The organism is Iodobacter sp. CM08, from assembly GCF_033446605.1.
GTDB lineage: Bacteria > Pseudomonadota > Gammaproteobacteria > Burkholderiales > Chitinibacteraceae > Iodobacter.
In genome coordinates this window covers 1-15,441 of the sequence record NZ_JAWQUO010000015.1, presented here as the reverse complement: position 1 = coordinate 15,441, position 15,441 = coordinate 1, and the positions used below count along the sequence as shown (strand labels likewise).

The window sequence follows — 15,441 nt, the reverse complement described above, 5'->3', positions numbered from 1 at the left end:
GGGGTCTTAAACACAAATTGGCACCACCCTTACCTTGTTTATTCCTTGATCGCCTAGCTAAGCGGCCTCCTAAAAGCGGCTTACCCATAAAGCGATCATCGTCATATTTATGCATATTGAATATAAGTTATTTAACTTATATGTTGCGTAAGATCTACGCAGGATAACCATAAGATTTATTGAGCCGAAATCACCTCGCCATCTACAGTCTGCGCCTTGTTTACTACACTTACTTGAAGCACAGGCGTAGTACCAGCACCGATTTTATCTACTGCATTAGAGATTACCGCGCCAGGCGAGGTGGATGCATTGATGCTTACTGATACCGAATATTCCTGGCCGTTAAGCTGATGCGTTTCAACTTGGCCGATATCCACTTTGCCCGCGGTGGATTCTACTTTGGCCCCAGTTAACACCGATTTACCGGCCACATCTAGCGTTACGCCTTGCTTGCCGCTGATGCCTGATTCGGTTTTTACAAAATCACTGGCGCTGTGCTTAACGGCTAAATCAAGCGATGGGGTAATCGATGAGCCTTCTTTATCATGGCCAAGCAAGGCATCTTTAATCCCATTGCCTGCTTTACGCGCTAGGCCATCTACTTTGCCACCCTCAGATGGGCCGCTAGTGAGTTGCTCTGGCAGGGTGACGCTGCCGCCATCTTTGGCAGAAAAGCTAACGCCTTGGGTGGTGTCGGTTTTTAGTCCTTTGTTAAAGGCGAAGCTTTCGTATTTGTCTGCTACTTTATCCGCAGCTTTATTAACTGCGTCGGTGGCTTTATTTTTTACGGTATCACCAAGCCCACCTAATTTATCGGCAACTAGGCCTTTGTTACCCTGATGTTTTTCAGCATTCAGGCCAAGGCTTATATCTACCTTGGTGCTGTGATCACGGTCTTGCTGGCTGCTGACGATTAAATCGCCACCTACTTTGCCGCTGACCACATCGGCCTTGATATTGCCGCCCTGAATGTTCACATCTTTGCCGCTATTAATGCTGACTTTGCCAGCTTCAATATTGGCGTTTTGGTGTTGCAAGATATCTTGCTTATCCACGCCCACGGCTACTTTAGCGTTAAAGCCATAGGTGTCTTTGCCCTCATCCACTTTGCCATTGCTGTCTTTATTAAAGGATTGGCTCGCTTTTGCGCCGCCACCAATGGCTACATTCCAGTTATTACTTTCTTTGCCAGATTGGGCAGATTGAATGTTGATACCACCCTTGGCGGCATCCAGCGCCACGTTTTCTGCTTTAACTTGCGTGCCAGTTAAGCTCACCGCGTCTTTGGCAGCCGCTCCGGCGCTAATCACTACATTGCCCGTGCTATTAATGCTGCCTGCAGTCTGGCTATGGGCCGATTCATTCACCTTGGCTATATTAAAATCGGCAGCAAAGTTCACATTGCCAGATGATTTTTCGCTGCTTTCACTAGAGCCGCCGCCACCGCTGATATTGCCGCCAATAGCAGATCCGGTTTTGCTGCTGCTATTATTGCCCGCTTGAAAGTCCACCTTATTGGCGGCTTGCAGCGTGACATCGCCTGCGGCATCTTGCTTGCCAATCTGCGTGCCTTGCAGGGTAAGGTCTTTGCCAGATTTAATCTCTACACCGCCCTTACCATCTAGGCTGCCAACCACCGCCGTGCTGGATTTACTTTCGCTGCTGTTAACTTGCCCGCCCACACCTGCACCGCCGCTGGCTGACTTGCTCACATTCACATTCAGCTTGGCATTGCCATCAACGCTGTTGCTGCTGGCGCTTTGGTTATTGTTAGCCTGATCAAAGCGCACATCGCCCCCGGCATTGATGACGGTTTTGCCTTCGCCAGCATTGATCTGGCTACCCTGATAGCTAGCATGATCTTGCACATTGATATTGATGCCTTGCTTGGCATTGATGCTGCCGACTACTGCATCCGATTGGCTAGAGGTGGTGGTTTGATTGCCGCCCTTGCCGTTGGCATTCACATTTACATCTTTACCCGTTTCGGTATAAACCCGCGCATCCGCCTGGCCCTGCACGGTGTGTTGTGTGGACGATTGCGTATTGGCTGCGGCAGTTAAATCATGGCTACCCGCTTGGATGTTTACCGAGCCATCTGCCTTGTATTGCGTGGCTTGATCGCTTAGTGCGCCCTTGGTATTGATGCTGATATCTTTACCGCTAATTTGGCTGACAATCGCCTTGCTGCTGTCACTGCTGCCTTGGCCATTGCCCGCTTTAACTTGCACATCGATACCTACATTGGGCGCGCCTACTTGTCCTGCAGTAGAGGCGATGGCAAGGGTGTCGCTTACTTTGCCGGAGATAAGTCCATTGACGGCTTTTTCAACAGGGCGGGTTATTTTGCTGTAATCCACATTGGCACCAATATCCACACTCCAATTACTGCTCTTGGTATCGGTGTGGCTGGTATTGGTAGCGGCTTTGTTATCAATGCTGTCGGCTTTAAGTGCAACATTGCCACCCGCTGCCAGCTGTGTGCCTTCATTACTGATCTTGCCCGCATTGATATTTAAATCGCCCGCTGTTTTTACTGAAGAAGTGTTAGCGGTGGATTTGCTGCTATCGGTTTGCTGGCTGCTTTGGCCTACTTCATAACCGCTGCCCGCTTTATCAATCCCGCCGGTGTAGTAAAAACCACCGCCAGTTACGGTGCTGCTGGTGCTGGATTTTTCTGTATCTTGCGAGGCGGTAATGGCTACATTCTTGCCGCTGATATCTGCATTGCCTTGGGTGGTTTCAACGGTAGAGCCTTTAATCGCCACATCGTTGCCCGCGTTCACACTGATACTGCCGCCACTGACTGCCGAGCCGGTGTTGGTGGTTTTTTCAATATCCGTTTTGGTTTCGGTGTGCTCAATACGCACGCCAGCGCGGTATTGCTTATCACTTTGCTCTTTTGTGTAGCCTTTGACTTCTAGCTTGGTTTCTGTGCCTTTGCTGGTCTCGGTATTAGCCGCGCTGCTGATCTCTACATTGCCTTTGGCGGCAAGGCTAAGCTGATCTTTAGCCTTGATATTGCTGCCAATGATCGCGATATCTTGGGCCGAAACGATGTTTAAATCTGCATCGGATTGCAAAGTAGAGGCTTGATTGGTTTCAACGCTGCTTTTGGTTTGATTAGAGCTACTGGTGATGTTAAACACCGTGCCATTACGCTGATCGATGCTGGTTTTGCTTAAATCACGCGCGCTATCAATGATAACGCCGCCCGCTGTGGCTTGGGCATAAGCGCCTTGTTTAGCTTTTACCGTGCTGCCATTCACGCGGATGCCTTGCTCGCCAGTTAGGCTTAATTTGCCATCGCTATTAATAGTGGAGCGCACATTAATACTTTGATCTGTGCCATTGTTTTTTTCGCCGCCACCGCCAATCCCACCCCAGTATTTTTGCTGGTTTTGAGTCTGGCTGTTATTGGCAATGGTCTGGGTGGCAATATTGAGCGTGCCTTTGGCGGCAATCTGGCTATCTGCCCCTGCCTTAATTTGCGCCCCAGTTGCATTAATATTGCCTGCGGCATTAATAATGAGCGATTTACCACTTTGCAGCTCCGTGCTCACTAAGCGCTCGGTGCTGCTGCTATTATCCCAAGAGCCAGTTTGCAGGCTAGCACCGTCATTTTTACGGTTGCCCTTATCTGATTTGCTATCTCGTTCTGTTAAGCCCGCAAGTGCGATATTGCCACCCGCCGCTAGTTCTAATTGGTTTCCCGCCTGAATGCTACTGCCTTTCAGGTTCAGGTCGCCAGTGGTGGCACTGATCTGAATATCGTTGCTGGCTTTGATCCGTGTGCCAATTTGCTGTTCTGTGCTGCTGGATTCGGCCTTGTTATACGCCCAAGAGTTTTTCCATGCGTTATTGCTGCTGCTTTCGCTATTGCTAAGCAATTGGCCGTCTAAATCAACCTTGGCAGCACTGAGGTTTAGATTTTTGCTATCGATATCTGTGGCTGCGAGCGATGCGGCATGGTTGGCTTTGATGTTGATGTCATCGCCCTGCAGGCTGCTGCGCTCAATGCTGCTTTTGCTGCTGGTGGATTTTTTATCGGTTTCGCCGGTTTTCCAGATAAACCAGCTTTCACTATGGCTTTGGTCTTGTGTGTTTTTAGTGCTGATCTTGCCACGGCTTTCGATATCCTGAGCGGCCAAGCTGATGGCACGGCCCTTAAGCTGGGCGGCGCTCAGACTAAGCTTGCCCGCGCTTTCAATATTAAGCGCTTCTTGCCCCTGAACTTGGCCGGTGATATTGACGCCAGCACCCGCTGCAGTACTGATTAAATTAACCCGCCCCGCTTGAATGGCTCCAAGGTAATAGCTATCTAAAGAGCCGCTCACTGTTGGGGTGGTGGTGCTTAGCATTTTGCCGCTGATGCTATCCACCGAATGATCAAAAGCCACGCTATTAAAGCCAGCGATTGCATTGACGGCTTTTTCTGCCTGCACATTGCCGCGCACATCAATACGTGGCGCAATTAAATCTAATACCTTTTCGCCGCGTGCGCCGCCGGTTTGTACCTGCAATAAATTATTATTCTTTGCCGCTTCTAATGATTGAATCTGGCCGTCTTGCACATTGGCATTACCTACCAGTAATGAAGCGCGCGGGGTATTAATAAAGCCGCAGCCATTGCAAGTAATGCCATTGGGATTGGCTAATACATAATCAGCAGCCATACCAAAGATTTCTTGTTTACCCAATAGCAAGGAAGGATTGCGGCTAACCACTTCATTTAAAATGACTTTAGCAGCCTGATTGCCCAGCTGGCTATTGGCATTGAGCTGCCCCGCCAATTGTGATTGGCCAGCAATAGTGGAGTTATTTAAAACAGCCCCAGCCGTGCCAACATTAAAGTCTTTAAACTGGTTATGCGATAAACCGGCGGCGCTGGGTGCAACAATATTTACCACGGCGGCACCATTATTCGCGGTGCTGATTTGTGCCTGCTTAGCTGCATCGCCCCCAGCCACAATACCGGCGGCAGATACATTCTCTGTCAGCACAAAGGCCATAATGAGTGCGGCAGAGATTTTGCCGCTGATTGATAGATTAAAGTTCATTATTCGTGCCTCTTAGTTTGTTGAGCAGAGTGCCAATCACCGTATGGTTTATTGCAAAAATGTTTTAAGTTGTTATTAGCAAAGGCTAATACAGCCTTGTAGGCCTTGCCTAATAAGGTATTCACACTAAGGGGTTTTTTCTTTTGCAAATAGACAAAATAGCGGGTGATTAGGACTCATTATTCTCTGTAAATACTGAGTCGCAGCAAGCTTATGCTTCTTACAGATTTATTTTGTGAATATTGCAGATTGGTTTTTGAAGGGGGTAGGACGGGTGAAACCTGCAGCAATGCTGAAGAAGCTGCTGTGTAGGGTGCGCACTGTTTTATCGTGCCCACGCGGCCAGAGGGTGTGGACGCGTGGGCATAAAAACTTGCCCACCCTACATTTTTTAGAAGCATCGCTTTTCGGGGGAATTTTTACCAATTGGGGAATTAAGAAATGATGCAGGGTGATTAAGAAAAAAATCGTTTTAAAACTGCCAGCTTAATCTGGAAATAATCTGGCCTTCTTCATTGGTAAATTTATCTGGCATATGCAATGCGCGGTTGTATTCCAAATCAATATTAAAATCCTGCATATTGAAGCTTAAGCCCAAAGTCATTCCGGCCAAGCTTTGATAGCCTAGATTGGCTTGCAAAACACGCCCGGCATCGATGCCGATTCTTGGGCTTAAAAAAGCGCCCAATAGGGGTAGGCGGGCAGATAGCGTATTGCGCCAATACCAACCGGTGTCCCCGGATAAAGAGTTACGTTTAAAACCATGCACTGCAGATTGGCTGGCTAGCTCTACTTGCTCGATAGCGGGTAGGCGATCGCGGCTGCCTTGCCAGCTCCAGCTGCTTTGCAGGCTGATGGCCTGCTCGGCAATTACAAAATTGCGATATAACTTGATCCCTAACTTAGCCTTGGTGAATTCTGGCCTAGGCCAATCGGCTATGGGCTTATCGTGATCTGCGCCAAACCAAGTCAGGCCTTTTTCTAGCGATGCATCTAGCACCCAAATGCCGCTATCGCCGATCAGCATCTGGTTAAAACCAAGCTCCATTACGGTGAGCTTGGGACTGCTGATCCCTAGCCAGCCATCTAGAAAATAATTATCCGAGCGTTTATGGCTTAGCTGCACGCTGGCCGTGCTGGTGGCGTGCTGGCTGCGGGCGATAACCCGATCAAGCCTTACGCCGCTTTGGCTGGATTCGCCCGATAGCTGCACTGCATAGACATCTAATTGCTGGGTGTTTAAATAGCGGGATTCACTGGCAAAGGCGCTCAGTGTCCAGTAACCATAGGGCAGGGAATAAAACAAAGAGCTGCTGCGGCTATAGCGGGTATTGGGATTATCCGTGGTGCTTTGTGTAGATAAGCTAATAAAATCAGAAGCTGCAAATGGGCTATCCCAAGAGGCATTGATGCCAGCAATCCATTCACCGGTTGATTCTTGCCCAGAATCGTTAAGCGACACGCCGCCATGCCAAGGCGGGGATTCCGGATTGCGCAGCATGAGGATAGAGCCGCCCTGAGCCGCGCCAGGTAAAATATCGACGGTGGCATGGTTGGATTGCAAGCGATTGGCTTGATCTAGCCCTTGATCGATATCTTTAATATTGAGCGGCTGCCCAATCACATCCGGAAACAAAGTGCCTGTGTTTAGGCGGCGATCAGCACTTTGGATAGCCTCAACATGGCCTTCAATTGCCCTGAGCGTTAACACCCCATCTGCATCTGGGCCGGATGCCAAAATACGCACGGCAATATAGCCTTTTTGTACATAAAGCGTGGTGAGCGCCTGAATAAAGCGATTGATATCTTGATTGCTTAGGCATTCTGCGCTGGGTAGACCTAGCGCATTCACCTCGGCATGACTCAGTAACTCTATTCCAGCCAGCTTTAGCCCTTTGATGGCAAGGCAATCAAACTCTTGCATGCTGGAGGCAGGATGGGCTGGCAGGGCGCTGTCGTCATTTTTAAGCTGACGCATGCGTTGATCATCAACAATCGAGCGAAAACGATTGGCGTTTTCTTGCATCAAGCGGCGGGATTGATCTTCCATCGATTGCTGCATGATGGGCAGATCCGGTTTTATATCCGCAGCTGCGCTAGCTAGGCTAATGCTAGCAAGCAGGGCGGATAACAGAGTGCGCTGAGTTTTAGTCAAGGGGGTTTATCTTCGCTAATTAGATTCGTTTTCCTTTTTTAAATTAGGCAAGTTGTACATTATTGTCTGTACTTCATAGTGCTTATTGAATAGCGGTAATAAAGGCTTTCACAATCGGCGGGCATACACCTGTGAGTGCTTTGCGCTCTGGTTGAAACAGCGTGGCGACAAAAAATGGATGATCATCTAGCTCAATGCCGCGAATATCCCCAGCCTCATCCATGGCCGTGGCGCGTAATGGCCCAGTGGTGAGCGCCGCTTGAAACTCAGGGTTTAGCCCATAGCGGCAGCGATAGCCTTCAGTTGATGATTGATTTTGATAAGCCTCGGCAAGTTTTGATCCGGCCATAAAACGCACGCTGGCGTTGGCTTCTACCAAGCTGCATTCCAGCGGCGAAATCACTGCCCGCTGTGCATCGGGGGCGGTTTCTGCATGATCGGCATCGGCCCAGCCCAGTACATTTCTGGCGTATTCAATCACCGCGTGCTGAAAGCCACCGCAAGTGCCTAAAAATGGAATGTTTTGCTCGCGAGCATAGCGAATCGCCAGCAGGGCACCATCGGTGTTTTTATAAGGACTGGCAGGCACACACCACAGGCCATCAAATGGGCTAAGGAAATCCTTGCTGCTGATTTGCTCAGTAGGCAGCCAGCTTGCCTGAATCTCAATATCTAAAGCCTGCGCCGCCAGCTCTAGCGCAAGGGGGATCGCCTGATGGGCAATGACTTCGGCGTTGTAATCACCAATTAAAGCAATAGATATTTTCATGGTTGGCCTGTGGTGGAGGGGGCTGGTTTTGTGGAGCGGGTGTAACTTAGATCTAGCTATTGCAAGTATTGAAACATCGTAGGGCGGGAGCAACCCGCGTTTTTTCAGCATCGCTCGCGGGTTGCACCCGCCCTACAATAACGGCAATGAGCAAAGACCTAAGGTGCAATATGGTTTTTATATAATTTATTGTATTCAGATTCACCAAAATACTTAATATATTCTTGCGTAGCAAAAGCGTCCATGGTGCCGGAGATATAATCGGTAATCAGGCGAGTGGTGTTTTCTTTGCCCACACGGTAGCGCAGCTCGGCAGGGAAGAGTTGCAGGCCTGGGTTATATTGCTCATCTGAATAAACTTGAAATAGCCCACGAATAATATTTTCGCCGCGTTTTTCGTATTGCAAAATGCTTTTCTTTTTTAGAATCATTTTAGATAACACATTTTTTAAGCCCGCCGCTAGCTTTGCGTGCTGGCGATAGCCAATTTCTTCTACTCCATTATTGTTTACCACGGCAATATCTTGGCAAAGGGTATGGATAATCGTTGAAGTAAGCTCTTTAATAAAAATATAAGAGAATTCTTCCGAGGTGCGCATTAAATAAGCGCCGCCCGCTTCTTTTTGGCAGGCGTCAATAATTTCTTTAAAAGTATCGTAAGCATCATTGTATTTTTCGCTGATTTTAAACGAGTACAGCAGCTCGCCCATATCCACCATATCGGCATTAATAGCGTCTTCTAAATCATGCGCAGCATAGGCAATCTCATCAGCGATATCCATGATTTGCGCATCAATACTTTTTTTATCAAGAATACTGTGCTTATTTAGCTGTTCTTTTAAAAAATGGTAATTATCATCGTATAAAAATTTATTCGGGTTTTCTGCCGAAGTATGAAAGTATTTAATCGTGCCCCAGATGGTGCGCAGCGTTAAATTTAGGCCGGAGTAATGAATACTTTTGGTTTCTAAATTATGCACAATTCTAAATGCCTGCGCATTACCTTCATAGCCACCCACGTCTTTAGAGAGCGAATGCAAAATACGCTCTCCATGATGGCCAAATGGTGGGTTGCCAATATCATGAATCAGTGCGCAGGTTTCAGTCACAGCAGGGTGCTTTAAGCCTAAATCCATGGCAATGCTGCGGGCAATCTGGGCAACTTCTAAGCTATGCGTCAGCCGGTTGCGGCTAAATTTGGTGTTGTTTACGCTAAGTAGCTGCATCTTGCCTTGCAAGCGTCTGAACGATGAGCTGTATAAAACCCGGGCATAGTCGCGCATATAGTTATCGCGATCTCTGCCATCCATGCTTTTTTCGGCGTGGAAGCGGTAGGCTAATTTTTCGGCTTCATTTTCTTTATGCTGAGCAAATTCTATGGTTTGGGCTGAGTACATGGTGTTCCTGAATATTTTAAATGGTCTGGTCTATTTACGCTTTGAGCAGGGTGGATTTCACCCCATAAGCGCTAACTAAAGTTACATAGAGCCTGAACTGTGCATGAAATGGCGCTAAACCTTGAACCACAGAGGAGAAGGAGAGCACAGAGGACACAGAGAAAAGCACAAAACAGGGCTTTATTTTCTCTGTGAAACTCTGTGGGTCTCTGTGTTCTCTGTGGTTTAAGATTTAACTCACTGATTCATATCATTATTTTTTGGGTTAGCGCACATGGGGTGTAACCCGTGTTTTTTAGCATCGCTTGCGGGTTTCACTCCAATCCTCTCAACTTAAGATTTAACCAACATGTAGGGTGGGCAAGGCGGTTTATCTTGCCCACGCGGATACGCGGCGTGGGCAAAAAACGTGCCCACCCTACGATGTTTTAAATGCTTGCAATAGTGCAATCTAAGTTGAAGCCTGTGTAACAATTAAAACATTCCCCTTAAGTTGATAGGATTGGCGTTTAATCGTCCGCTAAGCCAATAGCATTTTAGCCCTTACTATTCATACTGCTGATAATCCGTTTGAAAGTGCTTTTATCTTGCAACAGCGCGTTAATAAAATCCATCAGTAAATCATGACTTAATCCCGGGAACTCTAGATCATTATCTTCAAACCAATCTCTTGTTCCCTCTAAATGCGGGCCAATCACACCAACTCGGCCATGGCCGTAATTATTAATTAATGCCGCACCGTTGCCAGTGTTTTTATATATAGCCCAGATATCGGCATTGGGCATATGGTTTAGATTAAATGCGGGCCCTGATTGAAAATACACGGATAGTTTTTTGTTTTTCCAACGGATGGTTTCAATTTTAGGCTCTGCGTCTTCTTGCTCTTCATAAACCGTGGTGGGTAATAGGCCGAAAGATTTAACTTTGTCTTCATCTACAATATGCTGACCAGCCAAATAGCCGCCAGAGCATATGCCTAAATATTTTCCGCCATTAAAGACAAAACTTTTTAAATTGCGAATTTCATTTTCACTTAAGGCATCCATTACTTCACTGGCGTCGTCGCTTCCGCCGGGCTGCACATACATCGCTGCTTTTAAAAAATTACGTTTTGTTAGCTGGCCTGGCTTTATATATTGAATATTAAAACCCGCTTTTTTTAATACATGGCCTATAGCCTCGGGGCAGCCTTGGCAAGTGCCTGGGCCATTATAAATTAACACTTTTTTCAGCCGATTAGATTGCGCCATAGAAAATCCTGAAATTATCGTTGCAATAACAAAAATGAATAGTCTTTTTTTAAGCATAGTTTAATTCCTGCTATTGGCGATTCTTACTGATTACATCATGAATTGGTGATTTTTTTACACTGATCTGAATCAAGCAGCAGCCTACTGTAGAAGCGTGACAATGTCATTTGTGAAAAGTTGGCGCTCTGCCCTGTGTACCTGTATCTCTGGCTGGCTGTGTCTTTGTTTCAGTGGCATTGCACCGTATAAAGTGGCTTTTGCTAATTGGATTTGTGCCATGTCTGCCAAGCCTATTAAGGCCATGCCCATACAATTTTATCCGCGCCTGACTAAGGGGCGGTTTAATAATTGGCGGGTGCTGATGATTATCATCACCCAGCTGATTTTTTTTGGCCTGCCTTGGCTGAGCTGGCAGGGGCAGCAGGCGGTATGGTTTGATGTGGCGCGGCAGCAGTTTTTTGTGTTTGGGATGAATTTTTGGCCGCAGGATTTCATTTATTTAATGGCGCTGATGATGGCGGGGGCGTTTGGGCTGTTTTTCTGGAGCACGCTTTCTGGGCGCATCTGGTGTGGTTATGCCTGTCCGCAAACCGTGTATTCCACCATTATGCTGTGGATAGACCGCCTAACCGAAGGCAGCCACACCCAAAGGGCTAAGCTGGATGCCGCGCCATGGTCGGCAGAAAAAGTGCTGCGTAAATCCAGCAAGCACGCGCTGATGCTGCTGTTTTGCTTTTGGACTGGCTTTAGCTTTGTGGGCTATTTCAGCCCGATCCGCGCTATGGCGGGTGCTTTGCCAACCTTGTCTTTTGGGCCGATCGAATGGCTATGGATTTTTAGCTACGGCAGCTTTACCTATGTGCTGGCGGGCCTCTTGCGTGAGCAGGTATGTAAGCATATGTGCCCTTATGCGCGTTTTCAAAGCGCGATGTTTGATCAGCAAACCTTAGTGGTAGCTTACGATGCCGTGCGTGGCGAGCCGCGTGGTGCTCAGCATAAAGAATCTGCGCCGCAGGGCGATTGCGTAAATTGCCATATTTGCGTGCAGGTCTGCCCGGTGGGTATTGATATCCGCAAGGGCCTGCAATACGAGTGCATAGGCTGCGCCGCCTGTATTGATGCCTGTGATGTGGTGATGGATAAAATCGACAAACCACGTGGGCTGATTCGGTTTACCAATGAGCAAAATATGCAAAAGCCCGGCGCGGTGGGCTTAAGCTGGCAACATCTGATGAGGCCAAGAGCGGCGCTGTATGGCTTGGCGGTGGTGCTGGTATTGGGCATTGCCAGTGTCTCGCTGATGCAGCGCCAGCCGCTTAAGTTAGATATTGCTCGCGATAGGAATATCCTCGCCCGTGAAACAGACCGGGGCTGGCTGGAAAACAGCTACACCCTGCAACTGGGCAATAGCTCGGCCAGCGAGCAGCATTTAGAGCTAACGGTAGAGGGCCTGCCCGGCGTAGAAATCTATAGCGACGAGCCAGTAATTGCCCTGCCCGCAGGCAGCAACCGGCAGATTACCGTAAGGCTGGAAGTCGCCCAATCCAGCGGCAGCGTGCCGATTGTATTTATCGCTAAAAGCCGCAACCACCCTGAGTGGAAAGTCAGCGCCCAAAGCAGTTTTCTGGCCTTACATGGAACCTAAAAATGGCAGCTGACCGCTCGATCTTCACATCTATCTCGTGCATTGTTTGGTTTAACATTGCTTTACTTAATTAGCTATCGGGTGAGTGCCGCTACAGGATGATTAGCGCGGCTCTTTGGCTCCCCAGCTACGTTGCTCCTCATTGAATAGAATGACTATTCCGCTTCGTCGCGCCTTGCTGGAAAGCCAAATATCCACACCACTCACCCTGTCCAGCTACCATTTCTAGGTTGGGGCTGAATTTACCAATGCTTTACACTATGGCAGAGCGGCCTGTCAGGCCGCAATCCAGCCCTGAGTGTATGAGCAAATTTCAGCAATTAATCGACTTCTTTACCCTAGCCATCGATAGGGGGGATTACCAGCTTGGGGATAAGCTGCCCTCCTTACGCTCGGTTTGCCAAACGCATCAGGTCAGCATGACTACGGCTAAAAAAGCCTTTTACGAGCTAGAGCGGCTGGCCTATGTAGAGGCCGAGCCACGGGCGGCGTTTAGAGTGATTGTGGCGGGGCAGGGCAAAAAGGTGGATGCGCTGGCCGCTGGCGAGTTCGATCCGCTCTGCCTGTTAGAGAACGTTGCCGCGCCTTGGGGCTCGCCCTTTATCAATGCCGAGCTACTCGATACCCGCGCCCTGAATCGTGAATTAATGCGGGCCATGGCATCTTATCCGCAAGCGCTTAATCATCAGCCTATGCTGGGCTTAGATCAGCTACGCCGCCAAATTGCCCGCATGTATCACAGCGAAGGCGTGCATTTGCATTGGGAAAACCTGATCGTTACCTGCGGTGGCATGGAAGCCTTATCGCTGGCCATTCAAGCCGTAGTGCAAGGCATTAGTAAGCCCTGCCTCGCCGTAGTCACGCCTGCATTCCCTGGCGTGCTTAGCCTGATTCGTCAGCTAGGAATAAGCGTGGTCGAAGTCGCCTCCGAGCCTTATCTCGATTTACCCGCCCTTGGGGTGCTCTTACAAGAGCAAGCCATTACCGCCTTGCTGGTGATGCCCAATTTTCAGCACCCCAGTGGGCGCTGCATGCCCGAGGCAGATAAACAAGCGCTGCTCGACTTAGCCTACCAGCACCAGCTAGCGATTATCGAAGACGACACCTACCGCGCCCTGCACTTTAGCGGGCAAGCCCCCTTGCCACTCAAAGCCTACGACAGGCTGGGTCTGGTGCTGCACTGCTGCTCATTCAGCAAAACCATCGCTCCAGGTTACCGAGTTGGTTGGATAGAGCCAGGCCGCTGGAGCGATCGCATCCGCGCCCTTAAATTTTGCAGCTCACTCAGCTCGCCGCTCCCCAGCCAACTGGCGCTGGCCGCCTTACTTGCGGGCGATTTACACACCCGCAGCATCGCCAAACTACGCACTGAATTACAAAAACGTACTGACGCCATGCGTACCGACATCCTCGCCTGCTTTCCCACGGGCACCCATGTAGAAATCCCCGCTGGTGGCTACCTGCTATGGATCACCCTGCCACAAGCCATCGACCTAAGCGCCCTATTAAAAAAAGCCCTCGCCAAAGGAATCCACTTCGCCCCCGGCTGGCTCTGCTACCCCCAAGGCGGGCCGATAGGTAATCAGCTTAGGCTGAATGCTAGTTTTTATTTGGGGCAGAAGGAGGAGCTGGGGTGGTTGGGGGAGGGGGCAAGTTAAGCCAAACTTAAATGCGCTTTTTAGTGCCTTCGGCACAGTGTTAAGGTGCGGGAGTCCCCCGCGTGGGACTCACTTTCTTGCTTCGCCAAGAAAGTAAGCAAAGAAGGCGACCCCACGAAGCACGAAGGCCCCTCCCTGCGGATAACCGGCTCGGCGAAAAAGGCTGCTCGCTCGCTGCCTCGCTACCCCTTTTCCGAAACCCCGATCCGCTTATCCTCGCTTCGGCGTGCTTCAAGGGGGTTCTTAAGCCCCATGCTGAGATCGTTGTTAGCGAGGTAGATTGTGGGGTACGTAGGGCAGATCAAATAGGCCCAAATTACTTACTGATAATGCATGAGTTCAATCTACGGTGAAATTTCATTTGGTTAAGTTTATGCGAGTAATTTAGTAAGTTTTTTTGTGGTTTTGTGAATTTTTTTAAAGTTTCGTGTAATATTCCGTTGGTTTTTTTGTTGCCATATTCGTCGAATAATTTGCCCAGTGCACAATGAATTGTTCTATTTACAAAAACACATAGTGTGCGTTGTTTTGTATGCGCTGTTCGTCTAGGCGGATTATTTTATGTTTTTTTGAATTCGCATTATTTTAAATAAGATATAAAATTATGAAAAAAATATATTTTCAGCGCATGTTTTCTTTAGTATTGCTTGCATTTTTATCTGCATGTGGGGGTAGCGCTGATGATGAAAGTGGTGTGGCCTTATGTGCGGATGGCACGACTACTCAGTCTGCAGGGAAACAAGGGGCTTGCTCACATCATGGCGGTTTAGCTGTTACACCAACTCCCGCTCCAGTACCTGTTGTGGGTAGTTCCGCCGGTTTGTGGTTGGGTAAAACGACTACAAATCGCTCCATTACTTCGTTAGTATTGAATGATGGGACGTTTTACAATTTTTATTCAGCAGCTGGCAATCCAAATAAAATTGCGGGTGTCGTTCAAGGGGCTGGTACTGCAAGTAATGGAACCTTTCAATCAAATAATGCGAAAGATTTTAACCTAGAAGGATATGGAATTTTGCCCGCATTTGTTTCTGCTAGCTATACCGCTAAATCGGCGTTTAGCGGAACCGTAGCTTATTCAGATGCACGTTTTGGTGTTACTTCTTTTAATAGTACCTATGATCTTGATTATGAAACAAAGCCTAATTTAACTAATATTGCGGGTGTGTTTTCAGGAGTTGTATCGACTTCTTCAGGAAATGAATCGGCCGCAGTTAATATTTCTGCAGCTGGTGTGATTACCGGAGCTGGAACATCTACTTGTTCAATTTCAGGCACGGTAACGCCACGCGCAGATGGTAATGTTTACGATATGGTTATTAAATTTGGTGGATCACCGTGTTTGTTTGCAAATCAATCCTTAACTGGAATTAGCTATTTTAATGTAAGCGCCTAGCCCTCCCATCTAAACGCCCTTTCCTTTTTTCGTCATGCTGAGGTTTTTATCAAGCAGGAGGATTTATGGGGGATTTGCAGACGCGGCGCGGGGAGTGGCTACTGCGTGTGG

The 15,441-nt window shown here is 48.4% G+C and carries 8 protein-coding genes; 3 read left to right on the top strand and 5 right to left on the bottom strand.

Translation table 11 applies throughout. The annotated features are described in order from the left end of the window. Window positions 1–176 precede the first annotated feature (176 nt). From R6242_RS10205 to R6242_RS10185, 5 genes are all read right to left on the bottom strand, one after another. The gene (locus tag R6242_RS10205) at window positions 177–5,060 is read right to left on the bottom strand and encodes a hemagglutinin repeat-containing protein (protein WP_318426391.1); all 4,884 of its coding nucleotides are present in this window, start codon (window positions 5,058–5,060) and stop codon (window positions 177–179) included. A 472-nt stretch (window positions 5,061–5,532) separates the two neighbouring features. Beyond that, on the bottom strand, window positions 5,533–7,215 hold the full coding sequence (locus R6242_RS10200; protein ID WP_318426388.1) for a ShlB/FhaC/HecB family hemolysin secretion/activation protein: 1,683 nt from the start codon (window positions 7,213–7,215) through the stop codon (window positions 5,533–5,535). Window positions 7,216–7,297: 82 nt separating this feature from the next. Next, entirely contained in the window at window positions 7,298–7,984 is a 687-nt protein-coding gene (locus R6242_RS10195; RefSeq protein ID WP_318426386.1) for a CTP synthase, read from the bottom strand. Window positions 7,985–8,142: 158 nt separating this feature from the next. Beyond that, window positions 8,143–9,381 (bottom strand): deoxyguanosinetriphosphate triphosphohydrolase family protein, encoded by a 1,239-nt coding sequence (locus R6242_RS10190; protein ID WP_293934379.1) that lies wholly within the window; start codon window positions 9,379–9,381, stop codon window positions 8,143–8,145. 536 nt (window positions 9,382–9,917) lie between these two features. After that, entirely contained in the window at window positions 9,918–10,631 is a 714-nt protein-coding gene (locus R6242_RS10185; protein ID WP_318426383.1) for a BPL-N domain-containing protein, read from the bottom strand. Between the two features lie 277 nt (window positions 10,632–10,908). On the opposite strand from R6242_RS10185, the gene ccoG reads away from it, so the two are divergent. From ccoG to R6242_RS10170, 3 genes are all read left to right on the top strand, one after another. After that, window positions 10,909–12,276 carry a cytochrome c oxidase accessory protein CcoG gene (gene ccoG / locus R6242_RS10180; protein WP_318426381.1) on the top strand — a complete coding sequence of 456 codons (1,368 nt, stop codon included), beginning with the start codon at window positions 10,909–10,911 and terminating at the stop codon, window positions 12,274–12,276. Window positions 12,277–12,578: 302 nt separating this feature from the next. After that, window positions 12,579–13,934, top strand: a complete 1,356-nt coding sequence (locus R6242_RS10175; RefSeq protein WP_318426379.1) for a PLP-dependent aminotransferase family protein — start codon at window positions 12,579–12,581, stop codon at window positions 13,932–13,934. Window positions 13,935–14,538: 604 nt separating this feature from the next. Continuing rightward, window positions 14,539–15,330 (top strand): hypothetical protein, encoded by a 792-nt coding sequence (locus R6242_RS10170; RefSeq protein WP_318426377.1) that lies wholly within the window; start codon window positions 14,539–14,541, stop codon window positions 15,328–15,330. Window positions 15,331–15,441: the final 111 nt, after the last annotated feature.

Coding starts and splice junctions, on each gene's coding strand:
- R6242_RS10205 (WP_318426391.1), bottom strand. CDS start 5,060: ATGAACTTTAATCTATCAATCAGCGGCAAAATCTCTGCCGCACTCATT.
- R6242_RS10195 (WP_318426386.1), bottom strand. CDS start 7,984: ATGAAAATATCTATTGCTTTAATTGGTGATTACAACGCCGAAGTCATT.
- R6242_RS10190 (WP_293934379.1), bottom strand. CDS start 9,381: ATGTACTCAGCCCAAACCATAGAATTTGCTCAGCATAAAGAAAATGAA.
- R6242_RS10185 (WP_318426383.1), bottom strand. CDS start 10,631: ATGGCGCAATCTAATCGGCTGAAAAAAGTGTTAATTTATAATGGCCCA.
- ccoG (WP_318426381.1), top strand. CDS start 10,909: ATGTCTGCCAAGCCTATTAAGGCCATGCCCATACAATTTTATCCGCGC.
- R6242_RS10175 (WP_318426379.1), top strand. CDS start 12,579: ATGAGCAAATTTCAGCAATTAATCGACTTCTTTACCCTAGCCATCGAT.
- R6242_RS10170 (WP_318426377.1), top strand. CDS start 14,539: ATGAAAAAAATATATTTTCAGCGCATGTTTTCTTTAGTATTGCTTGCA.